Raw genomic sequence first — 17,476 nt, 5'->3', positions numbered from 1 at the left:
AGGACAGCTATTATGAGTGACCCAACCAAAAATCCAGTCTCTTCTCAAACAACAGACACGCCTAAATTCGCTGATATTTATCATAACTCAATTACGGATCGAGAGCAGTTTTGGGCCGAGCAAGCCAAGCGCATCTATTGGCACAAAGAGCCTGAGCAGATCCTTGATGATAGCAATTTACCTTTCGCGCAGTGGTTTGTCGGTGGCGAGACCAACCTTTGCTATAACTGTGTGGATCGGCATCTAGAAGAGCGCGCAGAGCAAGACGCCTTTATCTGGCTATCCTCAGAGATCAATCAAGAGTTAACAGAAACCTTCCCAGGCGTTGTTGATGCGTTTAAAGATTTGGGCAATAGCGTGGAGTTTTATACGGACTATGCCAAGCGTCGTCTGACCTATAATGATTTGTATAAAGAAGTGAATTATTTTGCCGATGTACTACAGCGTCATGGCATTGAGAAAGGTGATCGCGTCGTTATCTACATGCCGATGATTCTAGAAGCGGCTTACGCCATGCTAGCTTGTGCTCGTATTGGTGCGGTGCATTCGGTAGTGTTTGGGGGCTTTGCGGCACACAATTTGGCGATTCGCATGGATGACGCCGAAGCAAAAATGGTCATCACAGTGGATGCAGGTCTGCGCGGTGGTAAAGTCATCAACTATAAAAACTTGGTTAATCAAGGGGTTGCGCAGGCAAACGTAAAACCTGAGCATGTCCTCGTTGTGAATCGCGGCGTACTCCCATTTAAACCGCAAGATATTGATGTGGACTATGCCACCGAACGCCGCCGTAGTTGTGAGGCCAATGCCATTGTTGAGCCGGTATGGTTAGAGTCCAATACCCCATCTTACTTGCTCTACACCTCTGGTACGACGGGTACGCCAAAAGGGGTACAGCGTGATACGGGCGGGCACGCTGTCGCACTCACCACCTCAATGGACTACATCTATGATGGTAAAGCGGGCGAGACTTTTTGGGCGATATCAGATATCGGCTGGGCGGTCGGGCATTCTTATACGATCTATGCCCCATTGCTTGCGGGCATGACCAGTGTCATGTATGAAGGCTTGCCGCATCGTCCAAACCCGGGTATTTGGTGGCGGATTGTCGAGGCCAATAAAGTTAACATTTTGTTCACCGCCCCCACGGGCGTGCGTATGCTCAAAAAACAAGATGAGACGTGGATGACCCGCTATGACGTATCAAGCGTCAAGTCATTCTTTTTGGCAGGTGAACCGCTTGATGAGTCAACGGCCAATTGGCTCACCCAGCATTTAGGCGTGCCTATTTTAGATCATTATTGGCAAACAGAGTCCGGTTGGCCAATCTTAAGTAATACACCAAAATTTGACCACAAACCGCACAAACAAGGATCGCCAGGTTATCCGATGTATGGTTATGATGCACAGGTGATAAATGAAGAAACGGGCAAGGTTTGCGCGGCTGGTGAAAAAGGCCTACTAGCGATTAAAGCCCCACTACCACCCGGTTGCCTCACGACAGTGTGGCGTAACGATGAGCGTTTTATCAGTAGTTATTTTGGCCTGTTTGATGGTCAGCAGTATTCTACTTCAGATTATGCGGTGACTGATGAAGATGGCTACTTTTATATTTTGGGACGTACCGATGACGTGATTAACGTCGCTGGTCATCGAATCGGCACACAAGAGATTGAAGAGGCCATCAGCAGTCATCCCGAGATGGCAGAATGCGCCGTTGTGGGCATTCAAGATGAGCTAAAAGGTGAGTTGCCCATCGCTTTTTGTGTGTTAAAAGATCATGAACAAGTAGCGACAACCGAAAATCGCTTCCGCATTGAGCAACAAGTGGTTGGTGCGGTGGTTAAATCTCTGGGTGGTATTGCTCGGCCCGCGGCCATTTACTTCCCGCAAGCGCTGCCAAAGACCCGCTCTGGTAAAATTCTACGCCGAGCTATTCGTGCTTTGGCAGAAGATAAAGACACTGGCGATATGTCTACGCTTGATAATCCAGCAGCGATTGATGCCATCAAGCAGTCTATGAAAGACTACTAATTTTACGTCTCTTTTAGAACGAATTTTGATGGTGCAACGCCCATGCGAAACGAAAGCTCATGAAGACTCATGGGCTTTTTTATTTGTTAACGTCTTAGAGAAAATTTGTTTGATTGATCACCACATTGATCGCAACTTAAATAAAAGTTCGATAAAGCGCTTGACCCTAAAAATGATTTATTGTTATAGTCAATAACGATACAAATTAAATCATTTTAAAATTAAGTTTTATCGAGAAAAATTTATAGTTATTCGTCCCCTTTATGAATATAAAGACACCGTTAAACGGTAGTCTCGCAAACAAGATAAGGATATCTTATGCATCACGTCCAGCAGCTTATTAACGGCCAATTTACTCAATCGAATACCGATGAATGGATTGACATCACCGATCCCGCTACTCAAGAAGTCATCGCTAAAGTCCCACAAACGACGGACGATGAAATTAACCAAGCGGTTGCTGCCGCCCAAACAGCCTTTCAGACATGGCGCAAGACCCCTATTACCACGCGTGCTCGTATTTTTTTAAAGTATCAGACACTCATTCGTGAGCACATGGATGAGTTGGCAGAAATCTTGACCGCAGAGCAAGGTAAAACCATCGCTGATGCTCGCGGTGATGTGTTTCGTGGTTTGGAAGTCGTCGAACATGCAGCAGGCATCGCCAATTTGCAGATTGGTGATTTTGTAGAAAACGTCGCATCTGGTGTAGATACTTATAGTATCTGGCAGCCCCTAGGCGTTTGTGCTGGCATCACACCCTTTAATTTCCCAGCGATGATTCCACTATGGATGTTCCCCATGGCGATCGCCACCGGTAACACCTTTATCCTTAAGCCTTCTGAGCAAGACCCGATGGTTACCATGCGTTTGGTTGAATTAGCAATTGAAGCTGGCGTACCTGAAGGGGTGTTAAACGTGGTGCATGGTGGCAAAGCAACCGTCGATGCTATCTGTGATCATCCTGATATTAAAGCGGTATCATTTGTCGGCTCTACTGCCGTGGGTAAGCATGTTTATGAGCGCGCTAGTCAATCAGGCAAACGGGCTCAGTGTATGATGGGTGCCAAAAACCATGGCGTTATCTTGCCAGATGCCAACAAAGAGCAGACGCTCAACCAACTAGCCGGTGCCGCATTTGGTGCTGCCGGTCAACGCTGCATGGCACTGTCCGTTGTGGTGCTAGTAGGGGCAGCTGGTGACTGGATCGATGATATTAAGGCCAAAGCAGAAGGCTTGGTGGTATCAGCGGGTAAGAACGATAAAGATTTAGGTCCACTAATTTCTCCTGCAGCCAAAGCTCGCGTTGAGCACCTGATTGGTACGGGGGTAGAAGAAGGGGCGAGCCTGCTACTGGATGGTCGCGGTATCACGGTCGAAGGGTTTGAAAAAGGCAACTTTGTTGGACCTACTATTTTTGATAATGTCACAAGCGACATGCAAATTTATAAAGAAGAAATCTTTGGGCCAGTATTGTGTATCATGCGTGCAGCCGACCTTGATGAAGCGATTGAGCTGCTTAATGCTAACCCACATGGCAATGGTACGGCGATTTTTACGCAGTCGGGGGCGGCCGCGCACAAATTCCAACAAGACGTTCAGGTCGGTCAAATCGGTATCAACTTACCAATTCCTGTGCCATTACCGATGTTCTCGTTCTCAGGCTCACGTGCCAGTAAACTTGGTGATCTCGGCCCTTATGGCAAGCAAGCCGTGCAGTTTTATACCCAAACAAAGACAGTTACTGCGCGCTGGTTTGATGATGAGGCGAGCCGCGGCGTCAATACCACTATTTCAATTTAGTCGTTGATCTACTATATTTGCGGTACAGCGAGAAGTTTTTTGACGGTAACTTTGCAGTTTGATGCTGTTATCGTCAAACCGCACTTATATTGACATAATAGTTCGTCAACTCTAATTCACCACATTTGTTACGCACGCACAAGGATGACCCTATGGATTTTTCATTAACCGAAGATCAGATTGCTTTTCGCCAAACGGCCAGACAGTTTGCCCAAAAAGAGCTTAAGCCAAATGCGGCGGAATGGGATCGTACCTCGCACTTCCCAGTTGATGTGATCAAAAAAACTGGTGAGCTTGGCTTTTTAGGGCTTTATACCAACCCAGAGTACGATGGCTTAGGGCTACCACGTTTGGACTCTGCCATGGTTTTTGAAGAGTTGGCATGGGGCGATACGGCCGTTGCCGCTTACATGAGCATTCATAATATGGCCGGCTGGATGATCGGTGAGTTCGGTAGTGATGCCTTATGCAAAAAGTATCTGCCAAATATGGTCAGCGGTAAATGGCTGGGTAGCTACTGTTTAACGGAACCAAATGCGGGTTCTGATGCCGCTTCTCTTCGTACCAAAGCAGTGAAGCAAGGCGATGACTATGTGCTCAATGGAGAAAAAGCCTTTATATCAGGCGCAGGCTCGACCGATGTGCTAGTGGTTATGGCACGTACGGGCGGTGCAGGACCAAAAGGGGTGTCAGCATTCGTCGTTGACGCTGATAGTGCTGGGATAGAGTACGGTAAAAATGAGCATAAGATGGGCTGGAAAGCACAGCCAACGCGGACGATTAGCTTTAAGGACGTAAAAGTCCCTGCAGAAAACTTAATCGGCGAAGAGGGTCAGGGCTTTCGTATTGCGATGAAGGGCTTGGACGGTGGGCGGATTAATATTGGGATTTGTGCGATTGGTACGGCCCAGTCAGCGCTAGAGACGGCGACCAATTATGTCCAAGAGCGCAGCCAGTTTGGCAGCCCGATTGCAAGCTTACAATCAGTACAGTTTAAGCTTGCAGATATGCTCACTCAAACGATTGCGGCGCGGCAAATGCTCTATCTTGCCGCTAATAAAGTCGATACTAATGACGCGCAAGCCACGGCCTACTGCGCGATGGCAAAACGCTTATCAACCGACCTTTGTTTTGAGGTTGCAAATGAAGCCTTACAGTTGCATGGCGGCTATGGTTATCTAAACGAGTATCCACTTGAGCGCCACGTACGAGATCTGCGTGTCCATCAGATTTTAGAAGGCACGAATGAAATTATGCGAGTGATTGTCTCACGGCAACTGTTACAAGACGATGCGTTGGGTCAATTGCGCTAGTACAGCTATATATTCAGTTATTTGCCAATAAAGCCATGCTAAAACAAGGATGTTTTATGACAGACTATACCAATCTTAAACTATCGATCAGCGGTCATACCGCTACCGTCACACTGAACAACCCGCCTGCCCATACGTGGACAATGGACAGTCTGCAAGCGTTTAAACAGTTAATCACTGATCTAAATGTCAAGGACGATATCTATGCCTTAATCGTTTACGGTGATGGCGAGAAGTTTTTTTCAGCAGGTGCGGATCTTAATAACTTTTCAGACGGGGATAAAGGTCATGCAATCAGCATGGCCATTGCTTTTGGCGAAGCGTTTGAAGCATTGTCTGCTTACCGCGGTGTCAGTATCGCGGTTATCAATGGCTATGCGATGGGTGGCGGACTTGAATGTGCGCTCGCCTGTGACATTCGTATCGCCGAGGCGCATGCACAGATGGCACTACCAGAGACAGGAGTGGGTTTATTGCCATGTGCGGGCGGTACGCAAAATCTACCTTGGCTCGTTGGCGAAGGCTGGGCAAAGCGCATGATCTTATGCGGTGAGCGCGTTGATGCCGATACCGCATTGCGTATTGGACTGGTTGAAGAAGTTACTGCTAAAGGTGAGGGTCTTGCAGCAGCACAAACATTAGCCCAAAACGTCGCTAAGCAGTCACCTGTGGCCGTCAGCTATTCCAAGAAACTCATTCAAGCGGCAAGAGACACGCCACCTGCGCAAAACCTTATCCATGAGCGTGAGGCCTTTGTTAAGTTGTTCGATACAAAAGATCAGCGCGAAGGCGTTCAAGCATTTTTAGAGAAGCGTAAACCCAACTGGCAAAATAAATAAACGGCATAAATTTAGGGCGTGTCCTCATTTTAAAAATGGTGATAAAAATGAGATAAATTGCAGTCAAACAAGAAAAATAGTGCAGATAATATCGAGATATTAACCAACTATTTGCCGCTGTTTGGCAAGATTTAGCCATTTTTAGTCCATTTAGATGACTATCGATTGAATCGAGGACACGCCCTAGCCTTAATGGTAACTTTACTTTCAATTTTTGTAGGTGAGCTTGATGACAGCAACGGATGATAGTAGTAATCAAAAAATTGTAGAGCAGGAAGCATCGGTGTTATTTGATACTGAGCCGACAAATTGTGGCCATCTGATCGGTGTCATGACGTTGAACACGCCTAAGTCTTTAAATGCCTTAAGCGTTGATATGTGCCAGTTACTATCCGCACAGTTAGAGCAGTGGCAGAGTGATGATCAAATAGTTGCCTTAGTACTAAAAGGGGCAGGCGATAAAGCGTTTTGTGCTGGCGGTGATATCCGTAAACTGTATGACAGTATGTCTACCAGTGCCCCACTGCCAAACCCGTATGCGACAGAATTTTTTAGTCATGAATATCGTCTCTACCGGCAGATGCATTTTTATGCCAAACCATTAATACTTTGGGGTGATGGCATCATCATGGGGGGCGGGATGGGGCTGATGGCAGCGTGTAGTCACCGTCTGGTCACTGAGCGCACGCGTTTTGCCATGCCTGAGGTGACTATTGGCCTGTTTCCTGATGCCTCGGGCAGTTGGTTTTTACAGCGCATGCCAGCCAAAACCGGTTTGTTTTTAGGGCTAACGGGCGCGATGTGTAATGGTAACGATGCTCTATTAGCCAATCTGGCAGAGTATGCCGTCGCCAGTAGTGACTATGATGCTGTTATTCAACGCTTAAGACAGAGTAATTGGCAAGCGGCAATGGATTCTAGTAAGACAGATAACAGTCATGATCATAGCGCTCATCGCATCGTTAGCCGTGCACTTGCCGCGCAACCAGTGGCTGATTTACCCCCTAGCAAGTTGGCTACCTATTGGCGTCCTATACAGCAATTGATGAATAGCGGCGGCTTAGGGGATATTGATGCTGTACTCCAAAGTGATGAAGCGCTGGCACAGCTAGATGCAGCCTTTGCTGAGGATAGCTGGACACAGCGAGCTGTCGCAACCTATCGTCACGGTTGCCCCACGACTGCGGCTTTGACCTATGCGCTTTATCATAAAGTCACTGATTTATCGATAGAGCAAGTTTTGTATTTAGAGACCAATGTAGCCGTACATTGTGCCGCCAATCCGGACTTCAAAGAAGGGGTGCGGGCGTTACTAATTGACAAAGATCGCAATCCGCAGTGGTCACGCTCGTTGGCCGATTGTCTGAGTGCAGAAGGGCACGCATACATTCAACAGCATTTTGTAAACCCTTATCACAAAGGCGAGCATCCTTTGGGCGACTGGTTGAGTGATAACGCGTTAGGCAATGAGCTTGTGCGCTAAAGAGTTGGCTTACCAAAGCAGCGTAAGTATGAGATATAAATTAGCCTCAAAAAAATAATGACAGACTATATGTAGTAATGTCCTACATAAGCAATCATCAAGGAGTGATGAGATGGGTACACAAAATATAAGTACGACTGATAAAAATGGTGCTAAGCCAAACATAGCCTTTATCGGGCTTGGTAATATGGGAGCCCCGATGGCGGAGAACCTGTTAAAAGCAGGGTATTCGCTATCTGTATATGATTTGTCTGAATCAGCGACTCAGCGTCTACAGCAAGCAGGAGCAAGCGTTGCTGATAGCCCTAAAGACGCAGCAAGTAACGCTCAAGTTATTATCAGTATGTTGCCAGCAGGCATGCATGTCCATTCTGTTTATTTAGGTGAAAATGGCTTACTTGCAGAGTTGCCCAAAGGCACACTGGTCATTGACAGCAGTACGATAGCAGCGGCTGACGCGACAGTAGTAGCGGAGGCAGCAAGTAACCTTGGTATAGATTTCTTGGATGCACCAGTCTCTGGCGGTACAGGCGGTGCAGTCGCTGGTAGCTTAACCTTCATTGTGGGTGGTAGCGCTCATGCCTTTGCCAAAGCTGAACCAATACTAGCCGTGATGGGAAAAAATATTTTTCATGCCGGCGACCATGGGGCAGGACAAGTAGCAAAAATCTGTAATAACATGCTACTGGGTATTCTCATGGCAGGAACGGCAGAAGCCATTAACTTAGGCGTTAAAAATGGCTTAGACCCCAAAGTATTATCAGACATTATGCTACAAAGCTCAGGTCGCAACTGGACATTAGAAGTCTATAATCCTTATCCCCAAGTCATGGAAAATGTGCCTTCTAGTAATGGTTATCAAGGTGGATTTACGAGTAAGCTGATGCAAAAAGACCTCAATCTGGCCATGCAAACGGCTCAGGATACCAATGTCGAAACGCCAATGGGGGCCAAGGCGACAGAGCTTTATGAGGCTCATACTGTAGAGAATGGTGATAAGGACTTCTCAAGTATTATGGGGCGTCACGATAGCTCAGTGCTGTCCTAGTATTGCCACTGTATCTCTCAGTGACACATTCTTAATTTGATTTGGTGATGTAAGTTGTAGCTGAGATATATGCGTAGAAGTAAAATAAAAAAGTCTGCCCTATTGAATAGGGCAGACTTTTTTATTTTTACTGTTAGGTACTTTTAGCTTTGTAGATCGTACACAAGAGCCTGAACATCCTGTGCTGCTTTTTGTAGACGTGGTACATGCGTCAATAGCTCGTCCAAAGATACTCGTATGGTTGGTGCATGCATGTATAGTGAGGCTAGATAGCGTGACTTCTTATCCAATATAGGTACTGCCACTGCCACCATTTCAGAGATAAACTCTTCATTGTCTATACCGATGCCCGTTTCAGCAATACGGTCAAGCTCGTCATTTAAGGCGTCAATATCGGTAATGGTGTTTTTAGTAAATTTATCTAGTGGTAAACCTTGTAGTATTTTGTGGCGACTGGTAGCAGATAACTGGCTTAGGTATAGCTTGCCCGTGGCGGTGCACCACATGGGAGATTTTGCGCCCACGGGTAGATAAATCTGTAGCGGTAAGGTCGTTTGTGCTCGATTGGTATAGATCATATCCATATGATAGGGCACACCAATACCGCAGGTTTCTTTAATTTCGTCAACCAGCTTTTGCAAGATCATTTGCCGCTCATTAAAAAACAGCCGCTGCTGCCAAAGCTCGACACTGAGGTTACGTACTCGCTTACCAGGAATAATACCGCCACCTATATCGACGGTCAAAAACCCTTCATCGACCAAATTTTGAATCAATCTGTGAATGGTCGGCTTAGGTATATCTAGCTCTTGTGACAGCTCAAGGGGCGACAGAGGCAGAGACGCATAAGATACCGCCTCTATGATTTCTAGCACACGGGTGATCGACGATACTTTAGGCATATAAATGGCTCAATAGTAATAATAAAGAATACAGCGGCAAACATTGCAAGATATTTATAAATAGGACAAACGGGACAATTCAAAGGCTTACGCCACACTCATCACTCACTCTAATTTAGCATAATATCAAGCGCAGACAAGCGTTAGTCACACTATATAGCAATATTTACATGACTGCTTATATGTCTGAAATTTAGCTTTAAAGTAAGAATAGCTACGTTAGCTCACAAAACACAACAAACTGTAGTAATAAGCTATATAACTACCCTTGAGTTGAATAAGCAGGTAAGTCATTATAATGACATATTTTGTAATACCTTTACATGAACATTAAGCCACTTAATATTCATGTCGAGGCTGTTTGGTTACTTTAGGAGCATTGTGTAACTAAAAGGCGAAGTTTTGCAGGTTGGTAGGGTAATTATTACAATACCTATGCAATCTTTACATAATAGCAAATAAAAAGCGCGCCTTCAGGGGTGACTTTTTGAGGCAAAATTGTTTTAATCTGCTCAACAAAATGATTGATTCACAAAAGCGAGATAATCATTTTTTTATGGGCGACTTATTCCACACTTTAGGAGAGTATTTATGAAACTTATTAAATTAACAGCAATTTCTGCTGCCGTTTTAGCATCAAGTGCTGCACTAGCTGCTGAGCCAGTGATCGTTGTTGATGACAATGATGCCGTTGTTTATGAAGCTGAGCCGGTAGCGGTTGCATATGAAGCAGAGCCTGCTTCTTATGCATACGATGCGGACGCTGGTGTGGTAAGCAATACAACTGGCGCTATCGTTGGTGGTACTAAAGGTTTCTTTAGCAAAGTAGTGAACCCAGCCTCAGTTAGTGCTGAAGTTGGTACACTGGGTTATGGTGCTAACATCGGTTGGTCACTAAACGAGAAAACTGAACTACAAGCTGGTTGGGCAGGTGGCGATGTCGCTGATCTTTTCGGCGGTGATTTTGATGTAGATGACGTCAACTATGACGTTGATTCTGACTTTAGTAACCCATACCTAGGCGTGCAGTTACGTCCTGCTGGTAACTGGTTCACAATGGGCGCTGGTATCATCGTTCCTGATAACGATTTTGATGTACGTGCTAATGCTGAAGGTCCAAATTTTAGAATTGACAATGTTGATTATAATGCTGCCGAAACTGGTACTTTGTCAGGTACTATGGAGCATCGTAATAAGTTAGCGCCTTATGCTACTATTGGTTTCCGTCCTAACATCACTAACAATTTCGGCTTGTTTGGGGAAATTGGTGCAGCTTATATGGGTCAAACCGATGCCACTGTTCGCTCAAGCAATCCAAATGGTCCTGTTACGGCTACGACTGTGAATGGTACTACTGTTGTGACAGGTGATGATGTTGCTCAAGCTGCTGAGCAAGAACTAGAAGACAAAGACTGGTTAGAGTGGATGCCAATTGTTAAACTTGGTGCTACTTACCGCTTCTAAGCCAAGCACAGTTTAAATACTGTCGTTAGAAGAAAAGTAAGAACAAAAAAACGATCCTTTTTAGGATCGTTTTTTTTGTTTAAAGTAAAGAAAAAGCAATGATTTAAAAGTCGTACATGATTACTTCTCTAAAAAATAACCACAGTTTGCTGAATGGGTAGGATAGCAACATGGTATTGCGAGCGAGAGTCAGCCGTGACCCACAAAGATAACGGGTCTCTAATAGCGTTCAGTAAATCAGCAATGAGGTATGAATAATCTACTCCTAAACCTTGTGCCAGTTTGTATTGATGAATTTTTATAAAGCTTTCTTTTATTTGCCAGAGTAGTTTAGTGATAATGTCATGTTGGCTGGTTGGCAGTGACTGTATGACCCTAAGCTCATTGTCTGAGTAAAAACGCTGCGCCACATGCCATGCAACGTCGTTAGTCTCTATATCAATGCCTATAGGACGATGACGGCTAATAGTGACAGCGACTTTACTATTTGAACGCGTATTCAACGACTGATTCAGGTTTTGGTGTACCGCTTTTTTTTGGGTAGCACCTGTGTGGCTAAAGCACACATAGTGTTTACTGTCGATAAGCTGATAGGGGAAGTCTGATTCATCCAGTGTATCGCGAAGCTCTAGATAATTTAAGAGCTGCTGTAGCAATAATCGCACCCCCTTACGCTGTAGTTGGCGTTGTTGATGGGCCATCTCACGAGCCGATAAAATGACGCGTGGACTATAGTATTGCCAGTTAAGACCATCCATTTTATTAAAATGTATAGTCGACGTATTAAAAACCAATAACCATGACGATTTTTCCCGAAAGGTATCAAAACTTAGACACAGGGGTTCACTTACTTGCGCAGTGGCGCACCACGTCGTCGGGTTGAGCTGAGTGTATTGAAGATGGGTTAATTTTACCGTTGGCATCATTGATCGTGTCGAGTAGGGTGAGTTGTCTTAGTTTAATAAACCGTAAAAAGCCCAGCAATCAATATTACTGGGCTTTATCAATTAAACGACGCTTTATTAATTATGGTTGGTTGCGTCAGTCTTAGTAAGACAACTCAGCACGGCGGTTTTGTGCATAAGCTTCTTCAGTGTTACCAGTAACTGCAGGGCGTTCTTCACCATAGCTGATGACACGGATATTGTTTACGGGCACACCTTGAGCAGCAAGATAGTCACGGGCGGCTTGGGCACGGCGCTCACCTAATGCCATGTTATATTCACGGCTACCGCGCTCATCAGTGTGACCTGCGATAACAACGCCAGCTGCTGGATTTGAGCTTAACAGCGCTGCGTGTTGATCCAAGACATTGGCTGCTTGTGCCGTAATCTCACTACTATCGAAAGCAAAATAGACAACCGCTTGCAAGTTCTCAGCGGTAGTGATAACAGCATTTGGGTTATCTACGATGACAGCGCCAGTGTAGTCAGCTTGGCCACTTGGAATACCGAGCGGGGCCACAACTACTTCAGAAGTAGAACGTTTGGTAGCACAGCCTGTGGTTAGGGCAACTGCGCTTGATAATACAGCAAGTACCGCGATCTTAGAAAAACTGGTTGACATGATGAGCTCCTAAAATTTTAATTAAATTTGTTTTTTTTAACTGCTTGCGATAAAACTTAGACAATTACTAACTATCATATACTAAGTGTTACTTTATGTAAGTAGTATTACTGTAAATAATTCTAGAATTTACAAACAGATATACAAAGCTTTGATCGCTGTCCACTACCAACGGTGTTTGCCCCAATTTTCAGGATTGGCCCAATAATCCGCATTGAGCCAATTGGGTAATTGTTTATAATCATATAGGTTAAATTGCCAAAGTGTGGCGGACACTAGGGACGGCGTGTCTGATGAAGGTGATTGTTTTTGGTTCACACGATCAACGTCGAAAGACTGCTCGCTTAAGATATCAAATGGAGTAAATCCATAAGCCTTTAAGTCTATGGTGCTATCAAGTGCGATTAGCAGATGGGCGGAATAAAGATCGCGATAGCGCATGAATAGGGGAATGTATTGCTGTAGCATCTCTGCTGATAACGTGGGTAGCCAAAAGCAAGCAAGCTCATAACGCTCTGGTGTTGGTTGCTGTATCAGCTCTGATAAAGTTAATGGCTGCAATGTCCCAGCGTCTGCTACCTTATCATCATCTTTACTCATGACATGGTCTTTGAGTTGTGATTTTAGGGCTAAGCGGGCATTATTGTCTTGCACCGCCCAAAGTAACTCAGTGCTTTCATCCGTGTGTTCGGTGGTAGTTGGCGCTGTTACCTGTGTGACTAGCGATGGTAGCAGAGCACCTACGTAATCTATAAGTAGGGGGAGCGTAATGTCTGAGCGACTGGCGGTGTGCTTTGTCATATAATAGGCCGTTTATCGAGTGGTGGTCATCGGTAAACCTATTAAATCATTTTCGTGATCATTATCCAATGGATGATTTACGCCAATTTTTTGGTTGATACCTTTTGTCAATTTTCTATGACTGTGGCCGTAACAACCCTATCTCTACCTTAATCACTGTTCTGATATCCATACTGGCTTATCAATGTAATAATTTTAAGGTCTGTACTTGAAAATTGGCAGTTTAGGTCAATGTAACTATAAGTTTATGGGCTATAGATTTATTGATAATCCATCGTCTTAAAAATTTGCTTAAGGTTTTGTTCATTGCCGTTAGCGCTAATGGCGCTCACCATACTACCCAACTATTTATGTCATAAATAATAATAGGAATTTATATGTCTACTGCTGAAACCGATGCTCAAATTATTAATCCTGAAATGCCCGATGTACCGCCGCATGCCCCGCATAAAATTAACTTAAAAGATTATCAAAAGCCAAGTTTTGATGTGGTAACCGTTGATTTAGACATTAAGCTGTTTGAAGCGTATGCGCAGGTAGACAGTACGCTACAAATGGTACGCCAAACAGCAGGAGATCTCGTGTTATTTGGCGAAGATTTAGAGCTGCTGGCCATTAGTATGAATGGCGACCAACTGGCTATTGGAGACTATCAGCAAGAAGCGGGTAAGCTCACGATAGTTAACGCACCTGACCAAGTGACGTTAGAGATTCAAGTACGTATCTGCCCGCAAACCAACACCGCACTTGAAGGTTTTTATATGGCGGGTAGTGGTGATGATACGATGTTTGTCACCCAGTGTGAGCCAGAAGGTTTTCGGAAGATTACTTTTTATCCAGACCGCCCTGATGTGCTGGCCATATTTACCACGCGTCTTGAGGCGGATAAGCGCTATCCGACGCTATTGGCCAATGGTAACTTAGTCGAAGCCGGTGAAGTGGCGGACGAGCCAAGCCGTCATTATGCGATTTGGCATGATCCAACTAACAAGCCGAGCTATCTGTTTGCCTGTGTGGTCGCTGATTTAGATGTGTTGACAGACGTTTATACCACCAGCGAAGGTCGAGAGGTTGCGCTTGAGCTGTATGCAAAATCTGCCGATATTGATAAATGTGATGTCGGTATGCAAGCCTTAAAAGACGCCATGGAATGGGATGAGGTTAATTATGGCCGAGCCTATGATTTAGATCGCTATATGATCGTCGCGGTCAGCCAATTTAATATGGGCGCGATGGAGAACAAGGGGCTTAATATTTTTAATACCGCTTGCGTATTGTCGAGTCCAGAGACGACGACCGATGCGCGTAGTTTTAGCGTCAAAGCCATTATCGCTCATGAGTACTTTCACAACTGGACGGGTAACCGCATCACTTGTCGGGATTGGTTCCAGCTATGTTTAAAAGAAGGGTTTACGGTTTATCGCGATCAGTCGTTTTCAGCGGATCAGCAGTCGAGTGCCGTACAGCGGATCGATGATGTTGCCACCTTGCGTGCCCATCAGTTTTCTGAGGATGCAGGGCCACTTGCGCATCCTGTGCGTCCTGAGAGTTTCGTTGAGATCAATAATTTTTATACGACGACGGTTTATGAGAAGGGCGCTGAAATCGTACGCATGATTGCCAATACCTTGGGGCCAGTCGATTTCCGCAAGGGAACAGACGAGTACTTCCGCCGTTATGATGGGCAAGCCGTGACCGTTGAGGACTTTTTATCGGCGCTCAGTATTACTGATGATAAAATAGAGGAGTTCATCGATTGGTATCGCCAACCAGGCACACCAGTCGTCTCAGGTCACCAAGATTATGATGATGCGGCGCAAACGTTAACCATTACGTTGAGTCAGCAAACACGTCACGTGAGCGGTTTTGAGGCACCAAAACCCTTGCCAATTCCTGTAGCGACGGCGCTGTTTGACAAGGACTCTGGTGACATTGTGGCTGAACGTATGCTGCTGCTAGATGAAGCCACGCAAACCTTTGTTTTTGAAGGGGTAGCTAGCGACCCTGTGGTGTCATTGCTGCGTGACTTTAGCGCACCTGTGCAACTGAATTATGATTATCAGGACGAAGATTTGGCATTTTTGCTGAAACATGAGACCAATGGTTTTAACCGCTGGCAAGTCACCCAAATGCTCGTTAATCGTATTTTGTTGCAAGGTCAAGGTACAAAGAGCAGCCCTGATATATATTTGCAAGCGTTGGCGCAAACATTACCCGTATTAGCAGCTGATGATGCGATGTTGGCTGCGCGCTTGCTTGATATTCCATCAGCACAGGAGCTGGCGTCTGCCATTCATAAAGACTATGATCCAGAGTTGATTAAAGCGCAGCGTGAAGGCTTGTATCAACAAGTGGCAGAGGCGCTACAAGATCAGTGGGCAGCGCTTTATAAACAATTGCCAATGCAATCTTATGACGATAGCGCTGACGCTCGCGGCACACGTGCCCTACGCAACGTCGTATTGGACATGGCCCTGACGGCTAACGTCAAGGGCGCAGTAGAGTGGGCTCAGCAGCAGTATGACAATGCCAGCTGTATGACCGAACGCTTTGGCGCATTGAAAGCCATGGTCAATCACCAAGTGGCAAATGCTAGTGAGTATCTGACGGACTTTTATACACGCTTTCAAGCGAATGACTTGGTCATTGACTTATGGTTTAGCGTGCAAGCGTCTGCTGATAATGTGAGTACCGAGGTTATCCAAGCATTGCTTGAGCATGAAGACTTTGATTGGAACACACCCAATCGCGTGCGTTCAGTCATTAGCGCCTTTAGTTCACAGCCTACGGTACTATGGACACAAGAAGGTCTGGACATTTATACCAGCGTGATTAAAAAGCTGGACGATGCCAATCCTGTCTTGGCCTCACGCTTATTACAAGTGCTGGCACGATGGAACACATTGGCTGAGCCACGTCGTCAAATGGCGCATGATAAGCTCGTAGATTTGCAGAAGCACGCTGCCTCTAAACACGTACTTGAAAGTTTGGATAGTGTACTAAAGGCGGAAAATGGTTAATGCCTAGAAGACTTACTGATCAGTAGGCTCAAAAAAGCCCGTCCGACACTCGGTCGGACGGGCTTTTTATGGAGTATCTGATGGCGCTGACTTGTAGCCAATCTAGCTTAACGATTTGGCAATACGTCTTTGACCATATCACGTAGTTTGTGTAGCGCCGTGACGGTACTGTCCCAATCTAAGCAACCATCGGTGATGGATTTACCATACTCAAGCTGGCTTAAATCAGCCGTTAGCTTTTGATTGCCACCTTTTAGATGACTTTCAATCATCATGCCGATAATGGATTTATTACCGTTTTGGATTTGTTCTGCGACATTATTGATGACCATAGGTTGCAGATAAGGATCTTTACCTGAGTTGGCATGGCTCGAGTCAATCATGATTTTGCTATTGGTTTTGCCTTTTGCTAGCTCGTTTTCAGCTTGTGCAACGGCTGTTTCATCATAGTTAGGTTTGCCGTTGCCGCCGCGTAGCACCACGTGAGCGTAAGGGTTGCCTTTAGATTTGATGATAGAGACCTTGCCATCTGCTGACAGACCTAGGAAACTATGGCCTTCTTTGACTGCTTGCATGGCATTGACGGCCACTGTCATACCGCCATCGGTACCATTTTTAAAGCCAACTGGGCACGATAAGCCCGAACTCATTTCACGATGCGTTTGGCTCTCAGTGGTACGGGCGCCAATCGCTGACCAGCTAATCAAATCTTGCATGTATTGCGGGGTATTAGGGTCTAAGGCTTCGGTGGCACAAGGCAAGCCTTTTTCATTTAAATCCAGCAACAACTTACGAGCAGTACGCAGACCTTTTTCGATATCGAAGCTGTCATTCATATCAGGGTCATTAATCATACCCTTCCAGCCAACAGTCGTACGGGGCTTTTCAAAATAAACGCGCATCACGACAAAGACACTGTCTTCGATTTCTTTGGCTAACACGGCCAAACGATCGGCATATTCGTGGGCGGCTTTGATATCATGAATAGAACAAGGGCCAATGACTACAAACAGTCGCTTATCTTTACCATCCAAGATGTCCTGAATCGTGTTGCGACCTTTTAGAACCGTGTTATACGCTTTTTCTGATAAAGGCAGCTCGGTTTTTAGCTCAGCGGGAGTGATCAAAGGAATGAACTTTTCAATATTCACGTCGTCAATATCTGCATTATGGGTAACTGATGTTGTCATGGTTATATATCAT

General features: G+C 45.4%; 13 protein-coding genes. 8 read left to right on the top strand and 5 right to left on the bottom strand.

What is annotated here, in order from left to right; all coding sequences use genetic code 11:
- Positions 1 to 12: 12 nt before the first annotated feature.
- The 6 genes from DVY93_RS00495 (at position 13) to mmsB (ending at position 8,520) form a co-directional block, all read left to right on the top strand.
- Positions 13 to 2,034 carry a propionate--CoA ligase gene (locus tag DVY93_RS00495; protein ID WP_230708366.1) on the top strand — a complete coding sequence of 674 codons (2,022 nt, stop codon included), beginning with the start codon at positions 13 to 15 and terminating at the stop codon, positions 2,032 to 2,034.
- Between the two features lie 318 nt (positions 2,035 to 2,352).
- Positions 2,353 to 3,837: a CoA-acylating methylmalonate-semialdehyde dehydrogenase gene (locus DVY93_RS00490; protein WP_193006954.1), complete on the top strand. Its 1,485-nt coding sequence runs from the start codon at positions 2,353 to 2,355 to the stop codon at positions 3,835 to 3,837.
- A gap of 152 nt (positions 3,838 to 3,989) precedes the next feature.
- On the top strand, positions 3,990 to 5,150 hold the full coding sequence (locus tag DVY93_RS00485; protein WP_198333741.1) for an acyl-CoA dehydrogenase family protein: 1,161 nt from the start codon (positions 3,990 to 3,992) through the stop codon (positions 5,148 to 5,150).
- A gap of 56 nt (positions 5,151 to 5,206) precedes the next feature.
- Entirely contained in the window at positions 5,207 to 5,989 is a 783-nt protein-coding gene (locus tag DVY93_RS00480) for an enoyl-CoA hydratase (RefSeq protein ID WP_230708365.1), read from the top strand.
- 229 nt (positions 5,990 to 6,218) lie between these two features.
- Positions 6,219 to 7,472: an enoyl-CoA hydratase/isomerase family protein gene (locus tag DVY93_RS00475; protein ID WP_230708364.1), complete on the top strand. Its 1,254-nt coding sequence runs from the start codon at positions 6,219 to 6,221 to the stop codon at positions 7,470 to 7,472.
- A 112-nt stretch (positions 7,473 to 7,584) separates the two neighbouring features.
- Positions 7,585 to 8,520: a 3-hydroxyisobutyrate dehydrogenase gene (gene mmsB / locus DVY93_RS00470; protein ID WP_230708363.1), complete on the top strand. Its 936-nt coding sequence runs from the start codon at positions 7,585 to 7,587 to the stop codon at positions 8,518 to 8,520.
- 143 nt (positions 8,521 to 8,663) lie between these two features.
- Here the strand turns inward: mmsB and DVY93_RS00465 are convergent, their stop codons facing one another.
- Positions 8,664 to 9,422, bottom strand: coding sequence for an IclR family transcriptional regulator (locus tag DVY93_RS00465; RefSeq protein WP_193006949.1), 759 nt, complete (start codon positions 9,420 to 9,422; stop codon positions 8,664 to 8,666).
- Positions 9,423 to 10,013: 591 nt separating this feature from the next.
- Between DVY93_RS00465 and DVY93_RS00460 the strand changes: the two genes are divergently transcribed.
- Positions 10,014 to 10,886 carry a hypothetical protein gene (locus tag DVY93_RS00460; RefSeq protein ID WP_230708362.1) on the top strand — a complete coding sequence of 291 codons (873 nt, stop codon included), beginning with the start codon at positions 10,014 to 10,016 and terminating at the stop codon, positions 10,884 to 10,886.
- 128 nt (positions 10,887 to 11,014) lie between these two features.
- On the opposite strand, the gene DVY93_RS00455 is transcribed toward DVY93_RS00460, so the two are convergent.
- From DVY93_RS00455 to DVY93_RS00445, 3 genes are all read right to left on the bottom strand, one after another.
- Positions 11,015 to 11,809: a 4'-phosphopantetheinyl transferase superfamily protein gene (locus DVY93_RS00455; RefSeq protein WP_230708361.1), complete on the bottom strand. Its 795-nt coding sequence runs from the start codon at positions 11,807 to 11,809 to the stop codon at positions 11,015 to 11,017.
- Between the two features lie 124 nt (positions 11,810 to 11,933).
- Positions 11,934 to 12,452: a peptidoglycan-associated lipoprotein Pal gene (gene pal, locus DVY93_RS00450; protein WP_193006946.1), complete on the bottom strand. Its 519-nt coding sequence runs from the start codon at positions 12,450 to 12,452 to the stop codon at positions 11,934 to 11,936.
- A 165-nt stretch (positions 12,453 to 12,617) separates the two neighbouring features.
- On the bottom strand, positions 12,618 to 13,253 hold the full coding sequence (locus tag DVY93_RS00445) for a DUF6231 family protein (protein ID WP_230708360.1): 636 nt from the start codon (positions 13,251 to 13,253) through the stop codon (positions 12,618 to 12,620).
- Positions 13,254 to 13,672: 419 nt separating this feature from the next.
- Between DVY93_RS00445 and pepN the strand changes: the two genes are divergently transcribed.
- Complete coding sequence (gene pepN / locus DVY93_RS00440; RefSeq protein ID WP_230708655.1) at positions 13,673 to 16,273, top strand: aminopeptidase N; 2,601 nt, start codon at positions 13,673 to 13,675, stop codon at positions 16,271 to 16,273.
- Between the two features lie 107 nt (positions 16,274 to 16,380).
- Here the strand turns inward: pepN and DVY93_RS00435 are convergent, their stop codons facing one another.
- Positions 16,381 to 17,463, bottom strand: a complete 1,083-nt coding sequence (locus DVY93_RS00435; protein ID WP_193006943.1) for a 3-deoxy-7-phosphoheptulonate synthase — start codon at positions 17,461 to 17,463, stop codon at positions 16,381 to 16,383.
- Positions 17,464 to 17,476: the final 13 nt, after the last annotated feature.

Origin of the sequence: Psychrobacter sp. CCUG 69069, from assembly GCF_021023115.1 — a bacterium.
Classification (GTDB): Bacteria; Pseudomonadota; Gammaproteobacteria; order Pseudomonadales; family Moraxellaceae; genus Psychrobacter; species Psychrobacter namhaensis.
The sequence above is the reverse complement of the archived record's forward strand: the minus strand, read 5'-3'. Positions and strand labels throughout refer to the sequence as shown.

Bases quoted from the DNA above. Each gene is read 5' to 3' on its own strand.
- DVY93_RS00480 (WP_230708365.1), top strand. From the start codon at position 5,207: ATGACAGACTATACCAATCTTAAACTATCGATCAGCGGTCATACCGCT.
- DVY93_RS00465 (WP_193006949.1), bottom strand. From the start codon at position 9,422: ATGCCTAAAGTATCGTCGATCACCCGTGTGCTAGAAATCATAGAGGCG.
- mmsB (WP_230708363.1), top strand. From the start codon at position 7,585: ATGGGTACACAAAATATAAGTACGACTGATAAAAATGGTGCTAAGCCA.
- DVY93_RS00475 (WP_230708364.1), top strand. From the start codon at position 6,219: ATGACAGCAACGGATGATAGTAGTAATCAAAAAATTGTAGAGCAGGAA.
- DVY93_RS00485 (WP_198333741.1), top strand. From the start codon at position 3,990: ATGGATTTTTCATTAACCGAAGATCAGATTGCTTTTCGCCAAACGGCC.
- DVY93_RS00435 (WP_193006943.1), bottom strand. From the start codon at position 17,463: ATGACAACATCAGTTACCCATAATGCAGATATTGACGACGTGAATATT.
- DVY93_RS00490 (WP_193006954.1), top strand. From the start codon at position 2,353: ATGCATCACGTCCAGCAGCTTATTAACGGCCAATTTACTCAATCGAAT.
- DVY93_RS00495 (WP_230708366.1), top strand. From the start codon at position 13: ATGAGTGACCCAACCAAAAATCCAGTCTCTTCTCAAACAACAGACACG.
- DVY93_RS00445 (WP_230708360.1), bottom strand. From the start codon at position 13,253: ATGACAAAGCACACCGCCAGTCGCTCAGACATTACGCTCCCCCTACTT.
- pal (WP_193006946.1), bottom strand. From the start codon at position 12,452: ATGTCAACCAGTTTTTCTAAGATCGCGGTACTTGCTGTATTATCAAGC.
- pepN (WP_230708655.1), top strand. From the start codon at position 13,673: ATGCCCGATGTACCGCCGCATGCCCCGCATAAAATTAACTTAAAAGAT.
- DVY93_RS00460 (WP_230708362.1), top strand. From the start codon at position 10,014: ATGAAACTTATTAAATTAACAGCAATTTCTGCTGCCGTTTTAGCATCA.
- DVY93_RS00455 (WP_230708361.1), bottom strand. From the start codon at position 11,809: ATGCCAACGGTAAAATTAACCCATCTTCAATACACTCAGCTCAACCCG.